The organism is Streptomyces sp. NPDC028298 (genome assembly GCF_055565895.1).
The window spans coordinates 148,511-170,426 of sequence record NZ_JBVHTL010000010.1 but is presented as its reverse complement, the minus strand read 5'-3'; the positions used below and the strand labels follow the sequence as shown (position 1 = coordinate 170,426).

The 21,916-nt window shown below is 71.2% G+C and carries 15 protein-coding genes; 11 read left to right on the top strand and 4 right to left on the bottom strand.

All coding sequences use genetic code 11. From position 1 onward, the window contains the following. Nucleotides 1-13: 13 nt before the first annotated feature. Nucleotides 14-1,015 carry a CAP domain-containing protein gene (locus tag ACZ4TO_RS35435; RefSeq protein WP_385048495.1) on the bottom strand — a complete coding sequence of 334 codons (1,002 nt, stop codon included), beginning with the start codon at nucleotides 1,013-1,015 and terminating at the stop codon, nucleotides 14-16. 153 nt (nucleotides 1,016-1,168) lie between these two features. On the opposite strand from ACZ4TO_RS35435, the gene ACZ4TO_RS35430 reads away from it, so the two are divergent. From ACZ4TO_RS35430 to smc, 3 genes are all read left to right on the top strand, one after another. Further along, nucleotides 1,169-1,450, top strand: coding sequence for an acylphosphatase (locus ACZ4TO_RS35430; RefSeq protein WP_361683156.1), 282 nt, complete (start codon nucleotides 1,169-1,171; stop codon nucleotides 1,448-1,450). Nucleotides 1,451-1,831: 381 nt separating this feature from the next. Continuing rightward, the gene (locus tag ACZ4TO_RS35425) at nucleotides 1,832-2,035 is read left to right on the top strand and encodes a hypothetical protein (protein ID WP_355773424.1); all 204 of its coding nucleotides are present in this window, start codon (nucleotides 1,832-1,834) and stop codon (nucleotides 2,033-2,035) included. A gap of 208 nt (nucleotides 2,036-2,243) precedes the next feature. Beyond that, entirely contained in the window at nucleotides 2,244-5,846 is a 3,603-nt protein-coding gene (smc, locus tag ACZ4TO_RS35420; RefSeq protein ID WP_468026347.1) for a chromosome segregation protein SMC, read from the top strand. 90 nt (nucleotides 5,847-5,936) lie between these two features. On the opposite strand, the gene ACZ4TO_RS35415 is transcribed toward smc, so the two are convergent. Next, on the bottom strand, nucleotides 5,937-6,281 hold the full coding sequence (locus ACZ4TO_RS35415; protein WP_385048502.1) for a DUF4326 domain-containing protein: 345 nt from the start codon (nucleotides 6,279-6,281) through the stop codon (nucleotides 5,937-5,939). A gap of 307 nt (nucleotides 6,282-6,588) precedes the next feature. On the opposite strand from ACZ4TO_RS35415, the gene ACZ4TO_RS35410 reads away from it, so the two are divergent. Further along, nucleotides 6,589-8,007, top strand: a complete 1,419-nt coding sequence (locus tag ACZ4TO_RS35410) for a sugar porter family MFS transporter (RefSeq protein WP_468026346.1) — start codon at nucleotides 6,589-6,591, stop codon at nucleotides 8,005-8,007. A gap of 128 nt (nucleotides 8,008-8,135) precedes the next feature. Here the strand turns inward: ACZ4TO_RS35410 and ACZ4TO_RS35405 are convergent, their stop codons facing one another. After that, the gene (locus ACZ4TO_RS35405; protein ID WP_468026345.1) at nucleotides 8,136-9,104 is read right to left on the bottom strand and encodes an LLM class flavin-dependent oxidoreductase; all 969 of its coding nucleotides are present in this window, start codon (nucleotides 9,102-9,104) and stop codon (nucleotides 8,136-8,138) included. Between the two features lie 174 nt (nucleotides 9,105-9,278). On the opposite strand from ACZ4TO_RS35405, the gene ftsY reads away from it, so the two are divergent. Further along, nucleotides 9,279-10,484 (top strand): signal recognition particle-docking protein FtsY, encoded by a 1,206-nt coding sequence (ftsY, locus tag ACZ4TO_RS35400; RefSeq protein WP_382790820.1) that lies wholly within the window; start codon nucleotides 9,279-9,281, stop codon nucleotides 10,482-10,484. 93 nt (nucleotides 10,485-10,577) lie between these two features. Here ftsY and ACZ4TO_RS35395 read toward each other — a convergent pair whose 3' ends face one another. Then, nucleotides 10,578-11,240, bottom strand: a complete 663-nt coding sequence (locus ACZ4TO_RS35395) for a bifunctional DNA primase/polymerase (RefSeq protein WP_468026344.1) — start codon at nucleotides 11,238-11,240, stop codon at nucleotides 10,578-10,580. A gap of 447 nt (nucleotides 11,241-11,687) precedes the next feature. Between ACZ4TO_RS35395 and nsdA the strand changes: the two genes are divergently transcribed. The 6 genes from nsdA (at nucleotide 11,688) to ftsH (ending at nucleotide 21,835) form a co-directional block, all read left to right on the top strand. Then, nucleotides 11,688-13,163, top strand: coding sequence for a transcriptional repressor NsdA (gene nsdA, locus ACZ4TO_RS35390; RefSeq protein WP_382790813.1), 1,476 nt, complete (start codon nucleotides 11,688-11,690; stop codon nucleotides 13,161-13,163). A 438-nt stretch (nucleotides 13,164-13,601) separates the two neighbouring features. Then, on the top strand, nucleotides 13,602-14,942 hold the full coding sequence (locus ACZ4TO_RS35385; protein ID WP_382790811.1) for an ammonium transporter: 1,341 nt from the start codon (nucleotides 13,602-13,604) through the stop codon (nucleotides 14,940-14,942). Beyond that, nucleotides 14,939-15,277: a P-II family nitrogen regulator gene (locus ACZ4TO_RS35380; RefSeq protein ID WP_037625082.1), complete on the top strand. Its 339-nt coding sequence runs from the start codon at nucleotides 14,939-14,941 to the stop codon at nucleotides 15,275-15,277. Before ACZ4TO_RS35385 ends, ACZ4TO_RS35380 begins: the two co-directional genes overlap by 4 nt. A gap of 40 nt (nucleotides 15,278-15,317) precedes the next feature. Continuing rightward, entirely contained in the window at nucleotides 15,318-17,774 is a 2,457-nt protein-coding gene (locus ACZ4TO_RS35375) for a [protein-PII] uridylyltransferase (RefSeq protein WP_385048512.1), read from the top strand. Nucleotides 17,775-18,212: 438 nt separating this feature from the next. Beyond that, a complete protein-coding gene (gene ffh / locus ACZ4TO_RS35370; protein WP_382790804.1) occupies nucleotides 18,213-19,766 on the top strand; it encodes a signal recognition particle protein in 1,554 nt (517 codons plus the stop codon). A gap of 134 nt (nucleotides 19,767-19,900) precedes the next feature. Then, nucleotides 19,901-21,835 carry an ATP-dependent zinc metalloprotease FtsH gene (gene ftsH / locus ACZ4TO_RS35365; RefSeq protein ID WP_468026343.1) on the top strand — a complete coding sequence of 645 codons (1,935 nt, stop codon included), beginning with the start codon at nucleotides 19,901-19,903 and terminating at the stop codon, nucleotides 21,833-21,835. The last annotated feature ends 81 nt before the right edge of the window (nucleotides 21,836-21,916 follow it).

The following is a 21,916-nucleotide window of genomic DNA, read 5'->3' as shown; positions in this document are numbered from 1 at the left end:
ACCTGCGGCTGTCTCAGTAGCCGAAGTCCTGCGTCCACCAAGGGCCGCCCTCGCCGAAGTGGACTCCCACGCCGAGGGTCTTGAAGTCGCAGTTCAGGATGTTGGCCTTGTGGCCGGGGCTGTTCATCCAGGCGTCCATGACGGCTGCCGCGTCGGCCTGGCCGCGGGCTATGTTCTCGCCGCCGAGGCTGGTGATGCCGGCGTTCGCGGCGCGGTCCCAGGGGCTGAGCCCGCTCGGGTCGGTGTGGTCGAAGAAGTCCCGGGCGGCCATGTCCTCGCTGAAGGCCTTGGCCAGGTCCGTCAGGGCGCTGTTCGCGGCCACCGGGCTGCAACCGACCTTGGCGCGCTCGTCGTTGACGAGCTTGAGCACCTCGGTCTCGGCGGCGGACTCCGCGGACACGTTCACCGGGGTCTTGGCGACCGGCGCCTTGGTCTCCTTCTTGGAGGGCTCGGTCGTCTTCGGAGCCTTGGGCTCCTTCGTCTTCTCCTTGGAGGCCCCGTTGCCCTTGCCCTCGTTCTTCGAGGGCTCGGTGGTGGTCGGAGCGGCCGGCGCCGAGGCGGAGGCGGAGGCGGAAGGAGCGACGGTCGAGGGGGTCGAGGCGCGACCGGAGCCACGGCTCGTCGACGTGCCCTCGCGGGCGTCCGCGCTGCCCGAGGTGCCGCCCTGCTGGGTCTCCACGCTGGAGGGCGAGCTCGCGGCCTGGACGTTGTCGGAGTTGTTGCTGCCACCGCCGAGCGCGTAGTTGTCGGCGCCGGGCACGACACCGGCCGCGACGGCCACGGTGCCGAGGGCCACGGCCGCCGAGACGCCGAGCAGTCCCGTCTTGACCGGGCTCGGGCCCTTCCGCTTGCGGTGCGAGCGGGCGGAGGAGGCGGACGGGAGATCGGCGACGGCCGCGTAGCCGTACAGGTTCTCCGGGCCGTAGCCGTCCGTGGGGGTACCGCTCGTATCTGTGACTCCGGTGGCGCGCCCTGTGGCGGCGCGGCCGGCGTCGGAGCGTCGGTGGCGTCCCATCTCTTGGGCCTTCCTCGATCTTGAGTCAGCGATCCTCACTTCAAACTCACCCGGAAGAGTGAGTTTCTAGTGAGACTCATTGGTCCGGGACGGTACCCCATGGCGCGTGGGGAGGATGTGCTCCACGAGACATTGTCCGGTTAGCGTGCAGCCATGAACGAGGTTTCACGGCTGGTCGTCTGGGTCCGCGGACGGGTCCAAGGTGTGGGTTTCCGCTGGTTTACGCGGGCCAGGGCACTGGAGATCGGCGGGCTGAGTGGTTTTGCTCTCAATCTCGACGACGGACGCGTCCAGGTGGTCGCGGAGGGCCCCCGGGCCGGCTGCCAGAGTCTGCTCGACTGGCTCCAGGGAGACGACACGCCCGGCCGGGTGGACGGAGTCACTGAGATCTGGGACACGCCCCGGGGGATCTACGACGGCTTCGCGATCCGCTGACGGGGACGCCCGCGCGGCCTCCTGGAGGTGGCGTGGCGTATGCCACCGGCACCCGTCAGTAGTGGAAACGGCCTGGTGGTTGCCAAGAACGGCGCGAAGTGGCAGGCTCCCGAGATAACGATGATCCCGACGCCCTGAGGGTCCCACCGGTGTCGTAGCGCCGCCGCTCCACAAGCCGCGCGACAGTGGGTTGCCCGCCGATACAGGGCGTGATCGTGTTGACCGTCAAACTTTTTGGTGAGACGCTGAAAGCCCCGCGCACCTTAGCTGTTTGGCATGTGGAACGGCAGCAGGACATCAGCAGTGTCAAGCATCGCGGGTGCGATTCCCTCACGACCCACACCGCTTCGGTCGGTCACTCAGTGTGGAGGACCATCCATCATGGCAAAGGCGCTTCTCGGTTACGTCGGCGGTTCCGACCCGCGACTCATTGCCGAGATGCGACGGCTCCAGCAGCGCGTCCAGGACCTCGAATCCGAGCTTGTACGGATCCAGGCCGAGAACGACGCGCTCGCGGCTGCCGCTTCTCACGACTCGATTCTCGAGAGCATCGACGTACCCCAGGCGGAGCCTGCGCTCACCTGATCACTGCACCGCACCATGACAGCAGTGGTCGGGCGGCCCGAATCAACCGCTACGCAGTCAGATTTGCAAGGGACGCCGTCCGGCGTCCCTTCTTTCTTTCCCCCGAGCGACCAACCCCCCTCTTCAACGTCTGGTGTGCCCTCCGCGTTCATGGGCGAAACCGCGCGTTCATGGAGTGAGACCGGCCCGAAAGGTAGAGTCCGGCGGCGTGCACCTCAAGGCCCTGACCCTGCGCGGGTTCAAGTCGTTCGCCTCCGCGACCACGCTGCGGTTCGAGCCGGGCATCACCTGTGTCGTGGGCCCCAACGGCTCGGGCAAGTCCAACGTCGTGGACGCCCTGAGCTGGGTCATGGGCGAACAGGGGGCCAAGTCGCTGCGCGGCGGCAAGATGGAGGACGTCATCTTCGCCGGCACCACCGGGCGCCCGCCGCTCGGCCGTGCCGAGGTCTCCCTGACCATCGACAACTCCGACGGGGCGCTGCCCATCGAGTACGCCGAGGTCACCATCACGCGGATCATGTTCCGCAACGGCGGCAGCGAGTACCAGATCAACGGCGACACCTGCCGCCTGCTCGACATCCAGGAACTGCTGTCCGACTCCGGCATCGGCCGCGAGATGCACGTCATCGTCGGACAGGGCCAGCTCGACTCCGTGCTGCACGCCGACCCGATGGGCCGCCGCGCCTTCATCGAGGAGGCGGCGGGCGTCCTCAAGCACCGCAAGCGCAAGGAGAAGGCGCTGCGGAAGCTGGACGCGATGCAGGCCAACCTCGCGCGCGTGCAGGACCTCACCGACGAACTGCGGCGCCAGCTCAAGCCGCTCGGCCGGCAGGCCGCCGTCGCCCGCCGCGCCGCCGTCATCCAGGCCGACCTGCGCGACGCCCGGCTGCGCCTCCTCGCCGACGACCTCGTACGGCTGCGAGGTGCCCTGCGGTCCGAGATCGCCGACGAGGCCGCGCTCAAGCAGCGCAAGGAGTCCGCCGAGGCCGAGCTCAAGAAGGCGCTCCAGCGCGAGGCCCTGCTGGAGGACGAGGTCCGCCGGCTCACACCGCGTCTCCAGCGCGCCCAGCAGACCTGGTACGAACTCTCCCAGCTCGCGGAGCGGGTGCGCGGCACGGTCTCGCTGGCCGACGCGCGCGTGAAGAGCGCCACCTCCGTGCCCGCCGAGGAACGGCGCGGACGCGACCCGGAGGACATGGAGCGCGAGGCCGCCCGCGTCCGCGAACAGGAGGCCGAGCTCGAAGCGGCCCTGGAGGCGGCCGAGCGGGCCCTGGAGGACACGGTCGCGCACCGCGCCGAGCTGGAGCGCGAGCTGACCGTCGAGGAACGCCGCCTCAAGGACGTGGCCCGGGCCATCGCCGACCGCCGCGAGGGCCTCGCCCGGCTCGGCGGTCAGGTCAACGCCGCCCGCTCGCGCGCCGCCTCCGCGCAGGCCGAGATCGACCGCCTCGCCGCCGCCCGCGACGAGGCCCAGGAACGCGCGGTCACGGCCCAGGAGGAGTACGAGGAGCTGAAGGCCGAGGTCGACGGGCTCGACGCGGGCGACGCCGATCTCGGCGAGCAGCACGAGGCGGCCAGGCGGGCCCTGTCCGACGCGGAGGCCGCGCTGAGCGCCGCCCGCGAGGCCGCCACGGCCGCCGAACGGGGGCGGGCCGCCACCCAGGCCCGCCGCGACGCCCTCGCCCTCGGCCTGCGGCGCAAGGACGGCACCGGAGCGCTGCTCGGCGCCACGGACCGGCTCACCGGCGTGCTCGGTCCCGCCGCCGCACTGCTGACGGTCACCCCCGGCTTCGAGGTCGCGCTCGCCGCCGCGTTCGGCGCGGCGGCCGACGCCGTCGCCGTCGCCACCCCCGCGTCCGCCGCCGAGGCCATCCGGCTGCTGCGCAAGCAGGACGCGGGACGCGCGGCCCTGCTCCTCGCCGGAGCACCCGAGGAGCCCGGCGCCGAAGCGCACGCCCCCGCCGGTCCGGCGGACGGCGCCTCCCCGCACGTACCGCTCGACGACGGCGGGCCGCGGTACGCCGCCGATCTCGTCCGGGGCCCCACCGAACTGATGCCCGCCGTAAGGCGGTTGCTGCGCGGGACCGTCGTCGTCGGCACCCTGGAGGAGGCCGAGGACCTCGTCTACGCGCGGCCCGGACTCACCGCCGTGACCGCCGAGGGCGACCTGCTCGGGGCGCACTTCGCGCACGGCGGGTCCGCCGGGGCGCCCAGCCTGCTCGAAGTGCAGGCCTCCGTGGACGAGGCGGCGGCCGAGCTGGAGGAACTGGCCGTACGCTGCGAGGAGTTGACCGAGGAGCAGCGGCTGGCGACCGAGCGTCGCAAGGAACGGGCCGCTCTCGTCGAGGAGTTGGGGGAGCGGCGGCGGGCCGCCGAACGGCAGAAGTCGTCCGTCGCCCAGCAGCTCGGACGGCTGGCCGGGCAGGCGCGCGGCGCCGCCGGCGAGGCCGAGCGGAGCACCGCCGCGGCCGCCCGCGCGCAGGAGTCCCTCGACCGGGCCGTGGCCGAGGCGGAGGAGCTGGCCGAACGGCTCGCCGTGGCCGAGGAGATGCCGGTCGAGGAGGAGCCCGACACCTCGGTGCGGGACCGGCTCGCCGCGGACGGCGCCAACGCGCGGCAGACGGAGATGGAGGCCCGGCTCCAGGTGCGTACGCACGAGGAGCGGGTCAAGGGGCTCGCCGGACGGGCCGACTCGCTGGACCGCGCCGCCCGTGCCGAACGCGAGGCACGCGCGCGTGCCGAACAGCGGCGGGCCCGGCTCCGCCACGAGGCCGCCGTCGCCGCGGCCGTCGCCTCCGGGGCGCGGCAGCTTCTCGCGCACGTCGAGGTCTCGCTGGCTCGCGCCGAGGAGGAGCGCACCGCCGCGGACAGCGCGAAGGCCCGCCGGGAGCAGGAGCTCGTGGCGGCGCGGAGCCAGGGCCGCGAGCTCAAGGAGGAGCTCGACAAGCTCACCGACTCGGTGCACCGGGGCGAGGTGCTCGGTGCCGAGAAGCGGATGCGCATAGAGCAGCTCGAAGCGAAGGCGCTGGACGAACTCGGCGTCGAGCCGGCGGGACTCGTCGCGGACTACGGCCCCGACCAGCTCGTACCGCCGTCGCTGCCCGCCGAGGGCGAGGAACTGCCCGAGGACCCCGAGCACCCGCGCAACCAGCCCCGGCGGTTCCACCGTGCGGAGCAGGAGAAGCGGCTGAAGTCGGCGGAGCGGGCCTACCAGCAGCTCGGCAAGGTCAATCCGCTGGCCCTGGAGGAGTTCGCCGCGCTGGAGGAGCGCCACAAGTTCCTCAGCGAGCAGCTCGAGGACCTCAAGAAGACCCGCGCCGACCTCCTTCAGGTGGTGAAGGAGGTCGACGAGCGCGTCGAGCAGGTCTTCACCGAGGCGTACCGGGACACCGCCCGGGAGTTCGAGGGCGTCTTCAGCAGGCTGTTCCCGGGCGGGGACGGCCGGCTCATCCTGACCGACCCCGACAACATGCTCACCACCGGTGTCGACGTCGAGGCCCGGCCGCCGGGCAAGAAGGTCAAGCGGCTCAGCCTGCTCTCCGGCGGCGAACGGTCGCTGACGGCCGTCGCGCTCCTCGTGTCGATCTTCAAGGCGCGTCCCAGCCCGTTCTACGTGATGGACGAGGTCGAGGCGGCGCTGGACGACACCAACCTCCAGCGGCTGATCAGGATCATGCAGGAGCTGCAGGAGGCCTCCCAGCTCATCGTGATCACGCACCAGAAGCGCACGATGGAGGTCGCCGACGCGCTCTACGGCGTCTCCATGCAGGGCGACGGCGTCTCGAAGGTCATCAGCCAGCGCCTGCGCTGACCACCGGGTCCGCCGCCCGGGGCCGTCCCCCCGGTTCCGGTCGGGACCGCCGTCCGCGGTCGTGCGCCCGCTTTCGGTCCGGGCCGCCGTCTACGGCCGGTCGTCCGGTGCCGGCAGGTCCTCGCCCACGCCCTCGTCGGCGAGTTCGGCGAGCACCTCGGCGTGGCAGCGCTCGGGGACGCACCAGCAGCCGAGGCGGTGACCGCGCAGGGCGGGGAGCCGGGCCAGCAGTTCCGGACGTGCCAGCAGATAGCCGCGGTACATCTCGACGACCTCGTCCCGGGTGCCGTCGTGGCCGGGGCGGAACGGGCTCGCCAGCGGGGAGCCGGCCAGGTGCCAGCCGCCCCGGTGCATGGCCCGGCCGACGTAGACGACATCGGCGTACGCGGGATCGTCGCGGTGACCCTTGAGGTTGACGACCGTGGTCTGCGGCATGACCGGATCCTCCCCGCTCGGGCGGCCGGGAGCAACGCGAGCACGGCAGGCAACCGGCGTTCGTTGGACCATTCGGGCACTTGATGTTCAAAGCTTGAACACAACTACGTCACATCGCCCGGGAAAGCACCAAGAAAGCTCCCACCCACCCCCAGGTTTGACTTCGAAAGTTGAAGGCATAGTCTCTGCGACGTTGCTTTTACCTTCAGGTGGTGGCCCGCGTGAACCTGTGCGCCACTGGTAACCACCAGCGAAGGCTTTCGCCCCCCACCCCCGGCAGCGAGGCCGGTGGCCCGAGGAGTCTTACGTGACCAGCGCATCGCAGGCACCTGTGCCAGGAGTCAAGCCGGCTCCTCCCGAGCATCTCGGGCATGTCATCTTCATCGCGGCGGCGGCCGCGATGGGCGGCTTCCTGTTCGGCTACGACAGCGCTGTGATCAACGGCGCGGTCGAGGCCATCCGGAGCCGCTACGACATCGGCTCCGCCGCCCTGGCCCAGGTCATCGCCATCGCCCTGATCGGCTGTGCCATCGGTGCCGCCGTGGCCGGCCGCATGGCCGACCGCATCGGACGCATCCGCTGCATGCAGATCTCCGCGAGCCTGTTCACCATCAGCGCCGTCGGTTCGGCGCTGCCCTTCGCCCTGTGGGACCTCGCCTTCTGGCGCATCGTCGGCGGATTCGCCATCGGCATGGCCTCGGTCATCGGCCCCGCCTACATCGCCGAGGTCTCCCCGGCCGCCTACCGCGGACGGCTCGGCTCGTTCCAGCAGGCCGCGATCGTCGTCGGCATCGCCATCTCCCAGCTCGTCAACTACGCCATCCTGAACGCCGCCGGCGGTGACCAGCGCGGTCAGCTGCTGGGCGTGGAGGCCTGGCAGGTCATGCTCGGCGTCATGGTCATCCCGGCCGTCCTCTACGGTCTGCTCTCCTTCGCCATCCCCGAGTCGCCGCGCTTCCTGCTCGAAGTGGGCCGCAGGGACCGGGCCCGTGAGGTGCTCAAGGAGGTCGAGGGCGACAAGATCGACCTGGACGCCCGCATGGACGAGATCGAGACGGCCATGAAGCGCGAGCACAAGTCGACCTTCAAGGACCTGCTCGGCGGCGGCTTCCTCTTCCTGCCGATCGTCTGGGTCGGTATCGGGCTCTCGGTCTTCCAGCAGTTCGTCGGCATCAACATCGCGTTCTACTACTCCGCGACCCTGTGGCAGTCGGTCGGCGTCGACCCGACGGACTCGTTCTTCTACTCGTTCACCACGTCGATCATCAACATCATCGGCACCGTGATCGCCATGATCTTCGTGGACCGCATCGGGCGTAAGCCGCTCGCCCTCATCGGCTCGGTGGGTATGGCCATCGGTCTCGGCCTGGAGGCCTGGGCCTTCTCCTACGACCTGGTCGACGGCAAGCTCCCGGCCACCCAGGGCTGGGTCGCCCTGATCGCCGCCCATGTCTTCGTCCTCTTCTTCGCCCTCTCCTGGGGTGTCGTGGTCTGGGTGTTCCTCGGCGAGATGTTCCCGAACCGGATCCGCGCCGCCGCGCTCGGTGTCGCCGCCTCCGCGCAGTGGATCGCCAACTGGGCCATCACCGCGAGCTTCCCGTCGCTGGCCGACTGGAACCTCTCCGGCACCTATGTGATCTACACCTGCTTCGCGGTGCTCTCCATCCCCTTCGTGCTCAAGTTCGTCAAGGAGACGAAGGGCAAGACGCTGGAGGAGATGGGCTGACCGCCCGTGTCACCGGCGGCTCCCCACGGCCGCCGGTGCCCCCGGACTCGAGGAGAAGGGCCAAGTCCCCGCTGCCCCTCTCCTCGTACTCGTGAAGAGGGCGTGCCGCCCCGGCCCGGACCGAGAGGTCACCCGAGCCGGGGCAGCACGCTTTCGCAGAACAGATGCAGGCTGCGCCAGCCCTCGTCCACCGGCATCCCGCCCGACAGCGGATGCAGGACGAGGCTGTCCAGGCCCAGCTCCACGCACTGGTCGGGCGTGAGGACGCGGTAGACGCCCTCGGCGCGCAGCTCCTCGACCGTGGTGGCCGCCGACTTCACCGCCGAGCGGATCTCGCCGGACTGCCAGGAGGCGTACGTCCGCGCCTCGTGCAGGAAGTGCCGGCCGTACTCGGCCCAGGCCCGGTCCGGATCCTCGGCGATGTGCAGCAGCGGCGTCTCGGCGCCGGGCATCATGGTCCAGCCCTCGGTGCCGTACTCGGTGAGCCGCTCCTTGTAGTAGGCCTCCAGCTCGGGCAGATGCGCGCTGGGGAAGAACGGCAGACCGAGCCGGGCGGCACGCCGGGCCGCCGCCGGGGAGGAGCCGCCCACCAGCAGCAGGGGGTGCGGGTCCGAGAACGGGCGCGGGGTGACCCGTACCGTACGGCCCCGGTAGCTGAACTCCTCGCCGGTCCAGGCCTTCAGCACCGTCTCCAGAAGCTCGTCCTGGAGCCTGCCGCGCCGTTTCCAGTCGACGTCGAACTGCGCGTACTCCTCGGGCCGGTAGCCGATGCCGGCCACGGTCACCAGGCGGCCGCCGCTGAGCAGGTCGAGCACGGCGATGTCCTCGGCGAGACGCAGCGGGTCGTGCAGCGGGCCGATGACCGCCGAGACCGTGACCGCGATCCTGCGGGTCGCCCCGAAGACCGCGCCCGCGAACGCGAACGGCGAGGGCAGCCAGTTGTTGACGGCGCCGTGGTGCTCCTCCGTCTGCACCGTGGTGACCCCGCGGTCGTCGGCGTACGTGGCCATCTCGACGGCGGCCCGGTAGCGGGCGCTGAGCGAGGCGGGGGTGGCGTCGGGTTCGACGAGGTTGAAGCGCACGACCGTCACGGGCATGGGGAGCCCCCCTTCGTATGTGGAGGGGGACGGTAACTGACAGGGCGTCAGGTTGCCATAGCCGCGGACACCCGGGGGCCACCCCGGGACTCCGGTCTTCGTACGAAACTACAAGCGTTCCCCCGCGCGGGGAGAAAGCTTCCCGCACAGGGGATGGCCGATACTGAGGACGTTATGGAAACCATCATCCTTGCTGTAGTCATCGCCGTGGTGGTGATCGGCGCGCTCGGTGGGCTCGTCGTCGGCAGTCGCAAGCGGAAGCAGCTGCCCCCGCCGCCCCCCGCCGCCCCCGACATCACCGCTCCACCGGCCGAACCGCACGTCGGCGACGAGGCCGAGGCGCCGCACGACGAGCCGCGCCGCACTTTGGAGGAGGTGGATCTCCCCGACGGCTCGGCCGCCCCGTCGGTCGTCGTCGAAGAACCCCCGGCCGCCGCCCCCCAGATCGAGATCCCCGAACCGACCGCCGGGCGCCTGGTGCGCCTGCGCACCCGGCTCTCGCGTTCGCAGAACGCGCTCGGCAAGGGGCTGCTCACGCTGCTCTCGCGCGAGCACCTCGACGACGACACCTGGGAGGAGATCGAGGACACGCTGCTCGTCGCCGACGTCGGTGTGCAGCCCACCCAGGAGCTGGTCGAGCGGCTGCGTGAGCGGGTGAAGGTGCTCGGCACGCGGACGCCGGACGAACTGCGCGCCCTGCTGCGCGAGGAGCTGATCCAGCTTCTCGTCCCGGAGTTCGACCGCGCGGTCAAGACCGACTCGAACCTCGACACCCCGGGCATCGTGATGGTCGTCGGCGTCAACGGCACCGGCAAGACCACCACCACCGGCAAGCTCGCGCGCGTGCTCGTCGCCGACGGCAAGAACGTCGTCCTCGGCGCCGCCGACACCTTCCGCGCCGCCGCCGCCGACCAGCTCCAGACCTGGGGCGAGCGCGTGGGCGCCCGTACCGTCCGCGGCCCCGAAGGCGGCGACCCCGCCTCGATCGCGTTCGACGCGGTCAAGGAGGGCATCGAGGAGGGCGCGGACGTCGTCCTCATCGACACCGCGGGCCGGCTCCACACCAAGACCGGCCTCATGGACGAGCTCGGCAAGGTCAAGCGCGTCGTGGAGAAGCACGCCCCGCTCGACGAGGTGCTGCTCGTCCTCGACGCGACCACCGGGCAGAACGGTCTGGTGCAGGCGCGCGTGTTCGCCGAGGTCGTCGAGATCACCGGCATCGTGCTGACCAAGCTCGACGGCACGGCGAAGGGCGGCATCGTCATCGCGGTCCAGCGCGAGCTGGGCGTCCCGGTCAAGCTGGTGGGTCTCGGAGAGGGCGCGGACGACCTGGCGCCGTTCGAGCCGGAGGCGTTCGTTGACGCCCTTATCGGAGAGTGACCACCCGCGCGAACGCGTAGGTGCCCGAAGAAGCGCCCGCCCCCGCAGCACTGCGGGGGACGGGCGCTTCGTCCGTTCCGCTCGCTCCTCGGGTCAGGCCCGGGAGCGGTGTGCCACGTAGGCGAGGGTGCCCAGCAGCAGCCTGGCCGGGGGCGGCTTCGGGGCGGCGTCCAGGGCGGGGGAGCGCAGCCAGCGGACCGGGCCGAGCCCCGCGCGGTCGGAGGGCGGGGCGGTGATGAACGTCCCCGGGCCGAGGCCGTGCAGGTCGAGGGAGGCGTCGTCCCAGCCCATGCGGTAGAGCAGCTCGGGAAGTTCGGCGGCCGAACCGGGGGAGACGAAGAAGTGGGCGCGGCCGTCCGGGCCGGCCGTCACGGGACCGAGCGGCAGCCCCATGCGCTCCAGCCGGACGAGCGCGCGCCGCCCGGCCGCCTCGGCGACCTCGATGACGTCGAAGGCCCGGCCGACCGGCAGCATCACCGCGGCGCCGGGGAAGTCCGCCCAGACGCCCGTCGCCTCGTTCAGCGTGGTGCCCGCCGGGATCGTCGGGGCGAAGGCCAGGGGGTGCGCGCCCGGTGCCGGGCAGTCGGCCCGGCCGCACGAGCACGCCCCCGCGGCGGCTCGGGCACCCGGGACCACGTCCCATCCCCACAGTCCGGTGAACGCGGCGACGGCGCCGCCCTCCGACGAGCGGCCGCGGCGCCGAGCACCGGTCCGGATGTCGCGCATCGCCCGACTACTGCCGATCGTGAAGCCCATGCCCCCTCCAACGGGTCCGGTGCGCCCGTGGTTACGTGACGGAACCGGATTGTCACCCTCTGTTCCTGCCTGCCCGGTTTCACGCGATCCAGACAGCGCCTTGTCGCGCAAGGGGTGGTGTGTTCGGCTCCGTGCGCCCTGGAGTGCGCTTCTCCGCCCACCCTTGGTCGTTCTGTGTCAAGTGAATCGCGAGCAGGGCGACTGGAGTTCATTCGAAGGGGTGGCGAATGGTGGCGTTTCACGGATCGCCATGGCTGGACGCGTGATCGTAGGATTACTTTGAGTGCACGAGCCCTGGGCTTTTGTTTACTCGCGAGTATGCCAAGGGCAAGCCGGGTTCCCGTTCGAAGGGTGAGAACTACCGGACGCGCGGCCGCGTTTACGGGCATTCTGATAGGGCTTGGCGCAGAGCGGCGACAAGTGGTCTCGGGGAGTGGGGGCGTTCCAGTGGGCGGCAACGGCGGAGGCGGGACGAACGCTGACAGGCGCCCCAACGAGCTGCTCGGCTCGTGGTTCGTGCGCAGTGGCTGGTCGAAGGGCGAGCTGGCGCGCCAGGTGAACCGCAGGGCCCGTCAGTTGGGGGCCAACCACATCTCGACGGACACCTCGCGGGTGCGCCGCTGGCTGGACGGGGAGAACCCGCGCGAGCCGATCCCGCGGATCCTGTCGGAGCTGTTCTCGGAGCGGTTCGGCTGTGTCGTCGCGGTGGAGGACCTCGGTCTGCGCGCCGCCCACCAGGCACCCTCCGTGTCCGGCGTCGACCTTCCGTGGACCGGCCCCCAGACCGTCGCGCTCATCAGCGAGTACTCGCGCAGCGACCTGATGCTGGCCCGGCGCGGCTTCCTCGGCAGTTCGCTGGGGCTCTCCGCGGGCCCGGCCCTCATCGAGCCCATGCAGCGCTGGCTCGTGCCCACCCCGCCGGCGGCGTACGAGCCCGCCGAACCGCCGGCCTCCACGCGCCGCGGCGGCAGACTCTCCCAACCGGAGCTGGATCTCCTGGAGTCCACCACCGTGATGTTCCGTCAGTGGGACGCGCAGTGCGGCGGCGGACTGCGACGCAAGGCCGTCGTCGGCCAGTTGCACGAGGTGACGGACCTCCTCCAGGAACCGCAGCCCGCCGCCACCGAGAAGCGGCTGTTCAAGGTCGCCGCCGAACTGGCCGAGCTGGCGGGCTGGATGAGCTACGACGTGGGTCTCCAGCCCACCGCGCAGAAGTACTTCGTGCTCGCCCTGCACGCCTCGAAGGAGGCGGGCGACAAGCCGCTCGGCTCGTACATCCTCTCCAGCATGAGCCGGCAGATGATCCACCTCGGGCGGCCCGAGGACGCGCTGGAGCTGATCCACCTCGCCCAGTACGGCAGCCGTGACTGCGCGAGCCCGCGCACCCAGTCGATGCTGTATGCGATGGAGGCCCGCGCCTACGCCAACATGGGCCAGCCCGGAAAGTGCAAGCGGGCCGTCCGCATGGCCGAGGACACCTTCGCCGACGTGCACGAGTGGGACGAGCCGGACCCCGACTGGATCCGCTTCTTCTCCCGGGCCGAGCTGTATGGCGAGAACTCGCACTCCTACCGTGACCTCGCGTACGTCGCCGGCCGCAGCCCCACGTACGCCTCCATGGCCGAGCCCCTCATGCAGAAGGCGGTCGACCTCTTCGGCAAGGACTCCGAGCACCAGAGGTCGTACGCGCTCAACCTCATCGGCATGGCCACCGTGCACCTGCTGCAGCGTGAGCCCGAGCAGAGTGCCGTCCTGGCCAAGGAAGCCCTGAGGATCGGCAAGAAGGTGCGCTCCGAGCGCGTCAACACTCGTATCCGAAAGACGGTCGACACCGCCGTCCGCGACTTCGGGGACCTCGCCGAGGTCATCGACCTCACCGACCAGCTCGCCGTCGACCTGCCCGAGACCGCCGAGGCGGTCTGACCCAGGGCCGCGGCGCCGGCCCCGCGCAGTACTCCGGCCGCGGCCGGTCGTCCTGAACTGCCCGACTCGGCTCCCCCATGCCAGGTCATCGGACGGCCGGACGTGGCCGGTTCCGCTGTATGCGGCCCCCGCCCGCGTCGTACGCGCCGCCCCGGCCCGCTCCCGCGAGAATCCGCCATGTCGTGGGCGGGTCTCCGCGCGCCCCGGGGCGCCGCGAGCGTCCCCCGGGAGATTGCGTCACGATAACGATCGCTTCGACCACAATCAGGCAGTTCATGAACGTGTAACACGCAGAGCGCCTTCGTCACTGGTGCGAAACATCGAGGGGCGTCCACGGAAACCGCGCTGCGTCAATCTCATGGCGCATAACCGGCCCACCCCTCACGACCCATTCAGGCTTCGCCCGCACGGGGCCGTACCAACGACGAGGAGACGCCGATGGCACCAGCCATCACCCTTGCCGCAGAGGCACCCAAGCTGTCTGCCGCCAACACAGGGTTCATGCTCATCTGTTCCGCCCTCGTGCTCATCATGACGCCGGGCCTCGCCTTCTTCTACGGAGGCATGGTCCGCGTCAAGAGCACGCTCAACATGCTGATGATGAGCTTCATCAGCATGGGGATCATCACCATCCTGTGGGTGCTGTACGGCTTCTCGCTCGCCTTCGGCACGGACAAGGGATCGTTCATCGGCTGGACCTCGGACTGGGTCGGCCTCAGCAACATCGGCCTGACGGAGCTGTGGGACGGGTACACCATCCCGGTCTTCGTCTTCATGGTCTTCCAGCTCATGTTCGCGATCATCACGCCCGCACTGATAAGCGGTGCCCTCGCGGACCGCGTGAAGTTCACGGCGTGGTCCCTGTTCATCACGCTGTGGGCCACGCTGGTCTACTTCCCCGTCGCCCACTGGGTGTGGGGCGCGGGCGGCTGGGCCTTCGAGCTCGGAGTGATCGACTTCGCCGGTGGTACGGCGGTCCACATCAACGCGGGTGCCGCGGCACTCGGCGTGATCCTGGTCATCGGCAAGCGCGTGGGCTTCAAGAAGGACCCGATGCGCCCGCACAGCCTCCCGCTGGTGATGCTCGGCTCCGGTCTGCTGTGGTTCGGCTGGTTCGGATTCAACGCCGGCTCGTGGCTCGGCAACGACGACGGCGTCGGCGCGCTGATGTTCGTCAACACGCAGGTCGCCACCGCCGCCGCCATGCTGGCCTGGCTCCTCTACGAGAAGATCCGGCACGGCGCGTTCACCACGCTGGGCGCCGCCTCCGGCGCGGTCGCCGGTCTGGTCGCCATCACCCCGTCCGGCGGCGCGGTCTCCCCGCTCGGCGCCATCGCGGTCGGCGCCATCGCCGGTGTCCTGTGCGCCATGGCCGTCGGCCTGAAGTACAGGTTCAACTACGACGACTCGCTCGACGTCGTCGGCGTCCACCTCGTCGGCGGTGTCATCGGCTCCCTGCTCATCGGCCTCTTCGCCAGCGGCCACGGCCAGTCCACGGTCGAGGGCCTCTTCTACGGCGGTGGCCTGACCCAGTTCTGGAAGCAGTGCGCCGGCGTCTTCGCCGTCCTCGGCTACTCCCTGGTCGTCTCCGCGATCCTCGCCTTCGTCATCGACAAGACCCTCGGCATGCGGGTCACCGAGGACGAGGAGATCGCCGGCATCGACCAGGCCGAGCACGCCGAGACCGCATACGACTTCAGCGGCGCCGGTGGTGGCGCCGCCCGGACCGCCGTGCCCGCCGCCCCGGCCGACACGGACGCCAAGAAGGTGGACGCATGAAGCTCATCACCGCCGTCGTGAAGCCCCACCGGCTCGACGAGATCAAAGAGGCGCTGCAGGCGTTCGGCGTCCACGGACTGACGGTCACCGAGGCGAGCGGCTACGGTCGGCAGCGGGGACACACCGAGGTGTACCGCGGTGCCGAGTACACGGTCGACCTCGTCCCCAAGATCCGCATCGAGGTGCTGGTCGAGGACGACGACGCCGAACAGCTCGTCGACGTCGTGGTGAAGGCGGCCCGCACCGGCAAGATCGGTGACGGCAAGGTGTGGTCCGTCCCGGTCGACACGGCCGTCCGGGTCCGCACCGGCGAGCGCGGCCCCGACGCGCTCTGACGGACCGGCCCGCACGAAGAGGAAAGACAGGAGTCGCTGGGTGACGAGTACGGACACGCGAGTGGAAGCAGAGGACTCGGGACCCAGCGGCTACGCGGCGGCCCGGCTGCGCCTCCTCCAGGAGGGGGCGCGGTCCGGGCCGCCGCGCCGTACCGCCCTCGCGGAACTGACGGACGACTGGCTGACCGGCCTGTTCACCGCCGGATCCAAGGGCCTGCGCGGCGTCTCCCTCATCGCCGTCGGCGGCTACGGCCGCGGCGAACTCTCCCCACGCAGCGACCTCGACCTGCTCCTCCTGCACGACGGCACCGACCCGGGCGCCGTCGCCGCCCTCGCCGACCGCGTCTGGTACCCGGTCTGGGACCTGGGCCTCGATCTCGACCACTCGGTCCGCACCCCGGCCGAGGCCCGCAAGACCGCCGCCGACGACCTCAAGGCCCAGCTCGGCCTCCTCGACGCCCGCCACATCGCCGGCGACCTCGGCCTCACCGCCGGACTGCGCACGGCCGTCCTCGCCGACTGGCGCAACCAGGCGCCCAAGCGGCTGCCCCAGCTCCAGGAACTGTGCGCGGAGCGCGCCGAACGCCAGGGCGAACTCCAGTACCTCCTCGAACCCGACCTCAAGGAAGCCCGCGGCGGACTGCGCGACGCCACCGCCCTGCGCGCCGTCGCCGCCTCCTGGCTCGCGGACGCGCCCCGCGAAGGCCTCGCCGACGCCCGCCGCCGGCTCCTGGACGTCCGCGACGCCCTGCACCTCGCCACCGGCCGCGCCACCGACCGCCTCGCCCTCCAGGAACAGGACCAGGTCGCCGCCGAGCTCGGACTGCTGGACGCCGACACCCTCCTGCGCCAGGTGTACGAGGCCGCCCGCGTCGTGTCGTACGCCAGCGACGTCACCTGGCGCGAGGTCGGACGCGTCCTGCGCTCACGCTCCGTGCGACCCCGGCTGCGCGCCATGCTGGGCGGCGGCAAACCCGTCGGTGAACGGTCCCCGCTCGCCGAGGGCGTGGTCGAACAGGACGGCGAGGTGGTGCTCGCCCGCGCCGCCCGGCCCGAGCGCGACCCCGTGCTCCCGCTGCGCGCCGCGGCCGCCGCCGCGCAGGCCGACCTCCCGCTGTCCCTGCACGCGGTACGGCGCATGGCCGCCGCCGTACGTCCCCTGCCCACACCCTGGCCCGCCGAGGCACGCGAACAGCTCGTCACCCTCCTCGGCTCGGGCAGCCCGACCATCGAGGTCTGGGAGGCACTGGAGGCCGAAGGGCTCATCACCCGGCTGCTCCCCGACTGGGAGCGGGTGCGCTGCCGGCCCCAGCGCAACGCCGTCCACATCTGGACCGTCGACCGGCACCTCATCGAGACGGCCGTCCGCGCCTCCGAACTGACCCGCCGCGTCGGCCGCCCCGACCTCCTCCTCGTCGCCGCCCTCCTCCACGACATCGGCAAGGGCTGGCCCGGCGACCACTCCGTCGCCGGCGAGATCATCGCCCGGGACGTGGCCGCCCGCATCGGCTTCGACCGCGCGGAGGTGACGGTGCTCGCCACCCTCGTACGCCACCATCTGCTGCTCGTCGACACCGCCACCCGACGTGACCTGGAGGACCCGGCCACCGTCCGCTCCGTCGCCGAGGCCGTCGGATCGCAGGGCACCCTGGAACTGCTGCACGCGCTCACCGAGGCGGACGCGCTGGCCACCGGGCCCGCCGCCTGGTCCTCCTGGCGCGGCTCCCTCGTCGCCGACCTGGTCAAACGCGTCTCGGCCGTGCTCTCCGGCGAGGCTCCCGAGGAGCCCGAGGCCGTCGCGCCGACCGCCGAGATGGAACGCCTCGCGATCGAGGCGTGCCGCACCGGCGGGCCCGTCCTGTCCCTGCGCGCGCAGACGGAACCCGTCGACACCGAGGCCGAACCCGCCGCCCCGGCCGATCCGGAACCGCTCGGCGTGGAACTCCTCATCGCCGTCCCCGACCAGCCCGGCGTGCTCCCGTCGGTGGCCGGCGTCCTCGCCATGCACCGGCTGACCGTCCGCACCGCCGAGCTGCGCGCCCTGGACCTGCCCGACGGTGTCGACGGCTCGGTGCTGCTGCTCAACTGGCGCGTCGCCGCCGAGTACGGCTCCCTGCCGCAGGCCGCCCGGCTGCGCGCCGACCTCGTACGCGCCCTCGACGGCTCCCTGGACATCAGCGCCCGTCTCGCCGAACGCGACGCCGCCTACCCGCGCCGCCGGGGGGTCGTCGCGCCCCCCGCGCGCGTCACCGTCGCTCCGGCGGCGTCCCGCCTGGCCACCGTCATCGAGGTCCGCGCCCATGACGCCCCGGGCCTGCTGCACCGCATCGGGCGGGCCCTGGAGACGGCGCGGGTGCGGGTACGGAGCATGCACGTCTCCACGCTCGGCGCGAACGCCGTGGACGCCTTCTACGTGACGGGCACGAAGGGGGAGCCCCTGCCGGGGGAGGAGGCCGCCTCGGTGGCCCGGGCGGTGGAGGAAGCACTGCGCTCCTGACGTCCCGGGCCTGGGTGGCCCGGCGGAGGTGGAGGACGCTCCTGACCTCCCGGGCCTGGGTGGCCCGGGCGGTGGAGGAAGCGCAGTGCTCCTGCCCTCCCGCCCCCCACCGGCCGTTGCGCACCCGACAGGGAGCCCCTGCCGGGGGAGGCGGCGGCCTCGGTGGCCCGGGCGGGGGAGGGCGTCGCGGCTCCGGACCTCCCGCCCCCCACCGGCCGTTCCGCACCCGAGCGGTGCCGGCCGGGATGTGATCTCCGCGACCCGGGGAGTCCTCCGGTCGCCGGAAGGCGGTCCCGCGGGGCCGGAGACTCGGGTGCCCGCCCCCGCGGGCCGCGTCGCCGCCCGTCGAATGCGGTGTGCGGGGACGAATCGCTTGCGGGGCCAGATACCCTGGAGGGCAGCCCGAAACCGACCCCGACTCCGAGGACCGAAGCCACCGTGTTCGATACCCTCTCCGACCGCCTCAGCGCGACGTTCAAAAACCTCCGCGGCAAGGGGCGCCTCAGTGAGGCGGACATCGACGCCACGGCCCGCGAGATCCGCATCGCGCTCCTCGAAGCCGACGTCGCCCTGCCGGTCGTCCGCACCTTCATCAAGAACGTCAAGGAGCGGGCCCTCGGCAGCGAGGTCTCCAGGGCGCTGAACCCCGCCCAGCAGGTCCTGAAGATCGTGAACGACGAGCTCGTCACGATCCTCGGCGGTGAGACCCGCCGCCTCCGGTTCGCCAAGAACCCGCCCACCGTGATCATGCTCGCGGGCCTCCAGGGCGCGGGCAAGACCACGCTCGCCGGAAAGCTCGGCAAGTGGCTCAAGGACCAGGGCCACTCCCCGATCCTCGTCGCCGCCGACCTCCAGCGCCCGAACGCGGTGAACCAGCTCAGCGTCGTCGCCGAGCGCGCGGGCGTCGCCGTCTACGCCCCCGAGCCGGGCAACGGCGTCGGCGACCCGGTCAAGGTCGCCAAGGACTCCATCGAGTTCGCCAAGGCCAAGGTCCACGACATCGTGATCGTGGACACCGCCGGCCGCCTCGGCATCGACCAGGAGCTGATGCAGCAGGCCGCGGACATCCGCGACGCCGTCAGCCCCGACGAGATCCTCTTCGTCGTCGACGCGATGATCGGCCAGGACGCGGTCAACACCGCCGAGTCCTTCCGCGACGGCGTCGGCTTCGACGGCGTGGTGCTCTCCAAGCTCGACGGTGACGCCCGCGGTGGTGCCGCCCTCTCGATCCGGCAGATCACCGGCAAGCCGATCATGTTCGCCTCGAACGGCGAGAAGCTCGACGACTTCGACGCCTTCCACCCGGACCGGATGGCTTCCCGCATCCTCGACATGGGTGACCTCCTCACCCTGATCGAGCAGGCGGAGAAGACGTTCAGCCAGGAAGAGGCCGAGAAGATGGCCTCCAAGCTGGCGTCCAAGAAGGGCCAGGACTTCACCCTGGACGACTTCCTGGCCCAGATGGAGCAGGTCCGGAAGATGGGCAGCATCAGCAAGCTGCTCGGCATGCTCCCGGGCATGGGTCAGATCAAGGACCAGATCAACAACCTGGACGAGCGGGACGTCGACCGCGTCGGCGCGATCATCAAGTCGATGACCCCGGGCGAGCGCCAGGACCCGACGATCATCAACGGCTCGCGCCGCGCCCGTATCGCCAAGGGATCCGGCGTCGAGGTCAGCGCGGTCAAGGGCCTGGTCGAGCGCTTCTTCGAGGCCCGCAAGATGATGTCCCGCATGGCCCAGGGCGGCGGGATGCCGGGCATGCCGGGGATGCCGGGCATGGGCGGCGGCCCCGGCCGCGCCAAGAAGAAGCCGAAGGTGGCCAAGGGCAAGCAGCGCTCCGGCAACCCGATGAAGCGCAAGCAGCAGGAGGAAGAGGAGGCCGCCCGCCGCGAGGCCGGCGCGCAGGGCGGCAACGCCTTCGGCCTCCCGCAGCAGAGCGCCCAGGACGACTTCGAGCTGCCGGACGAGTTCAAGAAGTTCATGGGCTGACGGACGTCTCGGCCCGTACGGGGCCCTGCGGCCCTGCCGTGCATCGCCCACTGGGGGCGTCTCTCGTCACGAGAGGCGCCCCCAGTGGCATGACCGCGGGTGCCGCTGTCCACCATCTGTCGTAACGTCCCCTTATGAGCAACCCTGTGCCCCCGCGCAAGGCACCGGACCAGCCGTGGCGTACCGAGGGCACGCCACCCGAGCCGACACCGCCGCCGGGCGGCCGGCGGAAGCTGCCGGGCGGCTGGTGGAGTCTGGCCCTGGCCGCGCTCATCGTGTTCCTGATCGCCAACCTGGTGCTGTCCTTCTACAACAAGGGCAACGAGCCGACCATCTCGTACACGGAGTTCAGCCGGCAGGTCGACGACGGCAACGTCACCAAGATCTACGCCAAGGGCGACGCGATCCAGGGACAGCTCAAGACCTCCCAGGAGAAGCCCGACGGCGACGGGAAGTACACCAAGTTCAAGACCCAGCGACCGGTCTTCGCGGACGACAAGCTGTGGGACGACCTGCAGAAGCACGACGTCACGGTGACCGCCTCGCCGGTGGTCCAGGAGCGCAGCTTCCTGTTCAACCTGCTGATCTCGCTCGCCCCGATGATCCTGCTCGTCGTCCTGTGGATCTTCATCGCCCGGCGGATGGGCTCCGGCATGGGCGGGGCGGGCGGCATGCTCGGCCGCAAGGCACCCCCGAAACCGGTCGAACTCGTGCCCGGCGGCAAGCGCACCACGTTCTCCGACGTGGCCGGCATCGACGAGGTGGCGGGCGAGGTCGACGACGTCGTGGACTTCCTCAAGAACCCCGACGCGTACCGAAGGATGGGCGCGAAGATGCCGCGCGGCGTGCTGCTCGCGGGTCCGCCCGGCACGGGAAAGACCCTGCTCGCGCGGGCGGTCGCGGGCGAGGCGGGCGTCCCGTTCTTCTCCGCCTCCGCCTCCGAGTTCATCGAGATGATCGTGGGCGTCGGCGCCTCGCGCGTGCGCGAACTGTTCGCCGAGGCCCGCAAGGTGGCCCCCTCCATCATCTTCATCGACGAGATCGACACCATCGGACGGTCACGGTCGGGCGGCTCCGCCATGGGCGGCCACGACGAGCGCGAGCAGACGCTCAACCAGATCCTCACCGAGATGGACGGCTTCTCCGGCTCGGAGGGCGTGATCGTCATCGCCGCCACCAACCGCGCGGACATCCTGGACCCGGCGCTCACACGTCCCGGCCGCTTCGACCGCGTCGTCAACGTCTCGCCCCCCGACCGCGGCGGCCGGAAGGCGATCCTGGAGATCCACACCCGCGAGATCCCGCTCGCGAAGGACGTGGACCTGACCCAGGTGGCCCGTACGACCCCGGGCATGACCGGCGCCGATCTCGCCAACCTCGCCAACGAGGCGGCACTCCTCGCCGTCAAGCGCAAGCAGGCCGAGGTCACCCAGAGCGACCTCTCCGAAGCGCTCGAAAAGGTCCAGCTCGGCGCCGAACGCTCCCTGGTCATGCCCTACGAGGAACGCCGCCGCACCGCGTACCACGAGAGCGGCCACGCCCTCCTCGGGATGCTGCGACCCGGCGCCGACCCCGTCCGCAAGATCACCATCGTTCCGCGCGGCCGCGCGCTCGGCGTCACGCTCTCGACACCGGACGCGGACCGGTACGCGTACACCGAGGCGTATCTGCGCGGCCGGATCATCGGCGCGCTCGGTGGCATGGCCGCCGAACACGTCGTCTACGACGTCATCACCACCGGCTCGGAGAACGACCTGGAACAGGTCACCAACCTCGCCCGCGGCATGGTGGCCCGCTGGGGCATGAGCGAACGCGTGGGCCGGCTGTCGGCGCTGCCCAACGACGCCCAGCAGGCCTACGGTCTCGCGGCCGCCCCCGGCACCCTCGACTCGATCGACCACGAGATGCGCCGCATCGTCGACGAGTGCTACGAGGAGGCCTGCCAGAAGCTCCGCGACCACAGGGGACAGCTCGACGCCCTGGCGGAGGCGCTCCTCGCGAACGAGACGCTGGAGGAGGCCGAGGCCTACCGGATCGCCGGGGTGCCCCGTACGACGAAGGAGGTGTGAACCGGGCGCCCAGGACCGTACCCCCACAGCCGGGACACGGTGTGAGGGGTGGTGCCGGTACACCGATGCCCGCAGCCACCA

Bases quoted from the DNA above. Each gene is read 5' to 3' on its own strand.
- ACZ4TO_RS35435 (WP_385048495.1), bottom strand. From the start codon at position 1,015: ATGGGACGCCACCGACGCTCCGACGCCGGCCGCGCCGCCACAGGGCGC.
- ACZ4TO_RS35430 (WP_361683156.1), top strand. From the start codon at position 1,169: ATGAACGAGGTTTCACGGCTGGTCGTCTGGGTCCGCGGACGGGTCCAA.
- ACZ4TO_RS35425 (WP_355773424.1), top strand. From the start codon at position 1,832: ATGGCAAAGGCGCTTCTCGGTTACGTCGGCGGTTCCGACCCGCGACTC.
- ACZ4TO_RS35415 (WP_385048502.1), bottom strand. From the start codon at position 6,281: ATGCCGCAGACCACGGTCGTCAACCTCAAGGGTCACCGCGACGATCCC.
- ACZ4TO_RS35405 (WP_468026345.1), bottom strand. From the start codon at position 9,104: ATGCCCGTGACGGTCGTGCGCTTCAACCTCGTCGAACCCGACGCCACC.
- ftsY (WP_382790820.1), top strand. From the start codon at position 9,279: ATGGAAACCATCATCCTTGCTGTAGTCATCGCCGTGGTGGTGATCGGC.
- ACZ4TO_RS35395 (WP_468026344.1), bottom strand. From the start codon at position 11,240: ATGGGCTTCACGATCGGCAGTAGTCGGGCGATGCGCGACATCCGGACC.
- ACZ4TO_RS35385 (WP_382790811.1), top strand. From the start codon at position 13,602: ATGGCACCAGCCATCACCCTTGCCGCAGAGGCACCCAAGCTGTCTGCC.
- ACZ4TO_RS35380 (WP_037625082.1), top strand. From the start codon at position 14,939: ATGAAGCTCATCACCGCCGTCGTGAAGCCCCACCGGCTCGACGAGATC.
- ftsH (WP_468026343.1), top strand. From the start codon at position 19,901: ATGAGCAACCCTGTGCCCCCGCGCAAGGCACCGGACCAGCCGTGGCGT.